The following is a 4104-nucleotide window of genomic DNA, read 5'->3' on the forward strand; positions in this document are numbered from 1 at the left end:
AAGGCAAGGGACTTCTCTGCCTCTGCGGTTTTGCAAAAATACCATCATTTTAAACTTAAAAAGCTTTAAATTTAGATATAATACTACTTTAAGACGCTTACTATGTCGTTTCATAGTTAGCCTTGATTGATAAATTTCCGCCAAGAGTGAAAACTCAAGGTAGATTTTTTATTGTAGTATATTAAAAAGTCATTGTAAATATATTTCTCCCATTAATATTTCGCTAGAGCCCATCATATAGATCTTATAAAGCCCCATAAAAATATATAAAAACATAGAAAAATACGAGAGAAAAAACAAAAAAAGTTGAGTAAATTTTTCTCGACGTTTAATTAAATTTTTGATTTTTCTGTTATTTAATATTAAATTAATTTTTTAGTTTTATAATTTTTTATATATCAAAATTTTAATCATAGAAAGGATTAAAATGAAAAAAATTATCTTAGGTTTAGCAGTTATTGCTTCATTATCTAGCCTTGCCTTAGCTTCAAATCATAGTTATCATAGCAAGAAAAATTTTAATAATTCACAACAACAAGATAGAAGTATAACTTGTGCAACTTTTCATAATTGCCAAACAATACATCAGCCTATTTATCAGCATCAAGCTTGCGCTAAATTAGGTATTTGTATAAACCACTAAAGGATAATGATGGGATTAGTATATTCTCAATGTTGTAATCAAGTTATTGATACAAGCTTGCGTTATACAGCAAAACCACTATTAAAACTTGAGGAAGCTAAATTTGAACAAGAAAAAAAAGCTGAGAATGATAATACAAAAAAAGTAGAAGCTGAAGCTAAAAAAGAAGAACAAAATAATTCTACAAATGCTGATAATCAAGCAAATACTAGCAAAAAAGATCAGCTTTTAGATATATCTGCTTAATCCATTGTGAAAAGATTTTTATAATTTTGTGCTTCTTTGGCGTTAATTACTCTTTGCTTATCTAAGTAAAAAAGTTCTTCGGCTTTATCTTTTAACTTCTCTAAACTTTGTATATCTTTGAAGTTTTTAACTGGAAATGCTATATATTTATCATCGCTTTTTCTTTGTGCGATGATTGAAATTTTATTATCAGCTTCGTTATGATCGTAATGAGTTATAATCATTTCGCCAAAGCGTTCATCATAAATTGATTTGCCTATATAAGAGCTTAGAATTTCTTTTAAGTGATTAAAAACTTTTCTTTTTTAGCTTTTTCTTGTGCTATGCGTTTATCGTTATTCTTATAATCAAAAATAAATTCTAAGTCCGTTATTTTACGCCCTGTTTTGTAAGTTTTTATTTCTAGTAAAATAAGATTTGATTTGCCGTTTATATCTTTTTTGGCTTGATTTAACACTCGTCTTTGAAATCCTTGTCAATCTAATAGACTTTTGGCACTTCTAAAAGGTTTTGCAATATTGCAAGATTGATTTTAAGGCTTTGTTTGTTTTGTTTGAGTTCGCAAACAAGTATATTATATATTTTTATGCTATAAGCTGATTTCATTTGTTGGATATCACTAAATTTTAACTGGGTAAAATCTCTTTTTTGGTCTAGTAAATACTTCCATAAGGTTATCATTTAGTTGATAAGTAATATACCCTTGTGCTTGTCTGTATTCTATAAATTTAAAAAGTGGCATAGCTCTAAAAACACTCACTTCTTTCATTGTTTTTTCATCAAGTAATTTAAAGTCTTCAATATAAGCTTTTTTGCCATAGATTGACATAAATTTCTTATATAATTATAATCTACTTCTTTGTCATTTCCTTGCCAAACCTCCATAACTTCAGTTAATGGCATTTCACAAACTTGAAAAAAGCGTCTTTTTGGCTATTAAGCTGTGCCTATTCACATAAACATTTTAAGTTCATTAGTGTTCATATCGTATTTAGCATAAACGAAGCGATTATTTTGAGTTACTATAGCTTTTTGAATTCTTTTTTTATTAGTTTTTTGGTGTTTTCATTAGTTTTCCTAAACTTAAAAGAAGCAAGCAAGGGCAGTTCATTGTATAAAGGGTATAAGTGCTTGCCCTCATACCCTAAACCTCCCTTAAGCTTTAATAAGTTAAGGTTACAATTAAGCAAATTAATGCTATAATTACGATGAATTTCATTCGTTCCCCCTTTCGGCGGAGCAAATTAACCCTAGTGGAGCTGCAATCCACTAGGATTTAAACTCCACAAAATTATATATCACAATTTTAATTAATTCAGAGTATATTTTAAAAATATTTCTCGGTTTTTATCTACTTATTCCAAAATCTCTTTTAATTTGCTTTGCTTTTTTTATTGTCTTTTTAAAGCTGTTTCTAATTCGTTCTCTAAGTTTTGTATATTTTGATTGTATAATGTCTCTAACTGCTTTAATTCTTGCTTGCATGAGTATTGCGTCTCCTGTGCTTTCTCTTATGACATACTCTCCACGCATAAATGCGGGAGTTTCTAGTATCAACAAATCTAGCCTACCTTTGTAGGTCTTATAGATTCTCCTCTAAGAGTTGATGCCCCAACTCTATAAATATTTAAACTAGCATTATAGTCCCTATCTAATTTCATCTTGCATTTAGGACATTTAAATATTCTATCTTTTAAATTTAAATCATCTTTGATATATCCACAACAACTACAAGTCTTAGAACTAGGATAAAAATCTATCAATCTTAACAACATTTATTTTAGTGGTTAAGATTGATATAAATTTATTAAATGCTAAATCATTTATCTTTCTACCCCAAATTTTAGCCATAGCTTTAATGTTTAAATCTTTAATAAAAACATTATCGTATTCTTTAGCTATAGTATTGGCTAATTTAAAGAAATAATCTTTTCTTTGATTTGCTAGTTTTATATGAAACTTAGCTAATTGTAGTTTAGCTTTTAATCTATTATTTGAGCCAATCTTTTTTAAACTAAGTTTTCTTTGTTTGGCTTTTAATTCTTTTAAAGATTTAAGATAAAACATAGGAGATGCTATAGTTGTTTATCACTAAGAGTTAGAAAGGTTTTAAGTCCAAAGTCTATACCCACTTTTACCTGTTGTGATATGAGCTTTATCTTTTGTTTCTAAACTAACACAGATATAGTAATCTTCTATGTTATCCCTCTTAATAGTTAGGGTTTTTATTTTATCACTAGCATTTATCTTTTGATTTTTGCTAAATTTATATTCATAACCATTAAGAGAAATAACATTATTTTTTAATTTATAACCTACACTTCCTTTTAGAGTGAAAGACTTATACTTAATATGCTTTTTAAAGCTAGGTAGTCCTCCAAGTCTTTTAAAGAAAATTTCTTATAAGCTTCATCAATTCTTTCAGTGATTGTTGTATGGCTTGTGATCCTAGTTTATTCCAATGTTTATATTTATCAAGTTTTTTAAGTTTAGTTAGATGTTTTTGAAGTCTAATTTTATTTAAACTTTTATGATAAAGTTTATAATGTCTTTTATGAAGTGCAATGCAATGATTATAAATATGACAAGTTATATTGATAAGTTCATCAATATGTTTAGTCTTTTTTGTTTTATATAACTTATACTTGTAGGTTTTTTAACATAAGTTTTCCATTTTTGTTTTTTGTTTAGGGCGTTCGCTGATTTGTTGATTTTCAATGTATTGTTTTATAACTTCAAGTGATGCTCCACCAACCGATGAAATAAAACAAGAATTAGTCCATAAAGTAGGAAGTCTTGATTTTAAAAAAGCAAATTCATTTCTTAAAATTCTACTACTTCTACCTTTTGCAGTTTTTATAAATTTCATAACCTCAAAGCTAGGGTCAATATCTGCTAAAATGTGAATATGATCTTTATCTGTTTGCATTTCTAAAATCTCTACATTCATTTCTTTTGCAACTTGTATAATTATTTCTTTTAATCTCTTTTCAACTTCTCCAACTAAAACTTTACGCCTATATTTAGGACACCAAATGATATGATACTTACAAGAATAGACAATATTATTATTGGATTTATATTTTATATCTTTCATAAAATGAATTATGCAAAATACATTTAAATAATTCAATATTAAAAAATTAAAATTTTTTAAAGTCTTATATCCCCGTAGCTAAAGCTATGGGCTTTACGGCTAGATTTGGTAAAATTGC

Annotated in this window: 8 protein-coding genes and 2 pseudogenes; 2 read left to right on the forward strand and 8 right to left on the reverse strand. The window is 27.2% G+C overall.

What is annotated here, in order from left to right; all coding sequences use genetic code 11:
* Positions 1-427: 427 nt before the first annotated feature.
* Both ACOTU8_RS08615 and ACOTU8_RS08620 read left to right on the forward strand, forming a co-directional pair.
* Entirely contained in the window at positions 428-643 is a 216-nt protein-coding gene (locus ACOTU8_RS08615) for a hypothetical protein (RefSeq protein ID WP_422342535.1), read from the forward strand.
* 9 nt (positions 644-652) lie between these two features.
* Positions 653-889, forward strand: coding sequence for a hypothetical protein (locus ACOTU8_RS08620; RefSeq protein WP_422342536.1), 237 nt, complete (start codon positions 653-655; stop codon positions 887-889).
* On the opposite strand, the gene ACOTU8_RS08625 is transcribed toward ACOTU8_RS08620, so the two are convergent.
* From ACOTU8_RS08625 to tnpA, 8 genes and pseudogenes are all read right to left on the reverse strand, one after another.
* Complete coding sequence (locus tag ACOTU8_RS08625; protein WP_422342537.1) at positions 886-1113, reverse strand: hypothetical protein; 228 nt, start codon at positions 1111-1113, stop codon at positions 886-888. The two genes, ACOTU8_RS08620 and ACOTU8_RS08625, sit on opposite strands and share 4 nt — an antisense overlap.
* Positions 1114-1169: 56 nt before the next feature.
* Positions 1170-1346 carry a hypothetical protein gene (locus ACOTU8_RS08630; protein WP_422342538.1) on the reverse strand — a complete coding sequence of 59 codons (177 nt, stop codon included), beginning with the start codon at positions 1344-1346 and terminating at the stop codon, positions 1170-1172.
* Positions 1347-1369: 23 nt separating this feature from the next.
* Positions 1370-1570, reverse strand: coding sequence for a RepB family plasmid replication initiator protein (locus ACOTU8_RS08635; RefSeq protein WP_422342539.1), 201 nt, complete (start codon positions 1568-1570; stop codon positions 1370-1372).
* Entirely contained in the window at positions 1509-1718 is a 210-nt protein-coding gene (locus ACOTU8_RS08640; RefSeq protein WP_422342542.1) for a hypothetical protein, read from the reverse strand. The genes ACOTU8_RS08635 and ACOTU8_RS08640 overlap by 62 nt, the downstream gene beginning before the upstream one ends.
* The gene (locus ACOTU8_RS08645) at positions 1655-1792 is read right to left on the reverse strand and encodes a hypothetical protein (RefSeq protein WP_422342540.1); all 138 of its coding nucleotides are present in this window, start codon (positions 1790-1792) and stop codon (positions 1655-1657) included. The genes ACOTU8_RS08640 and ACOTU8_RS08645 overlap by 64 nt, the downstream gene beginning before the upstream one ends.
* Positions 1793-2236: 444 nt before the next feature.
* Complete coding sequence (locus ACOTU8_RS08650; RefSeq protein ID WP_422342541.1) at positions 2237-2449, reverse strand: hypothetical protein; 213 nt, start codon at positions 2447-2449, stop codon at positions 2237-2239.
* A gap of 2 nt (positions 2450-2451) precedes the next feature.
* Positions 2452-3500 (reverse strand): annotated as a pseudogene (locus tag ACOTU8_RS08655) (RNA-guided endonuclease InsQ/TnpB family protein).
* Positions 3479-3986: pseudogene (gene tnpA, locus ACOTU8_RS08660) on the reverse strand (IS200/IS605 family transposase). Before tnpA ends, ACOTU8_RS08655 begins: the two co-directional pseudogenes overlap by 22 nt.
* Between the last annotated feature and the right edge of the window lie 118 nt (positions 3987-4104).

This window comes from Campylobacter jejuni (genome assembly GCF_049221745.1).
GTDB lineage: Bacteria > Campylobacterota > Campylobacteria > Campylobacterales > Campylobacteraceae > Campylobacter_D > Campylobacter_D jejuni_E.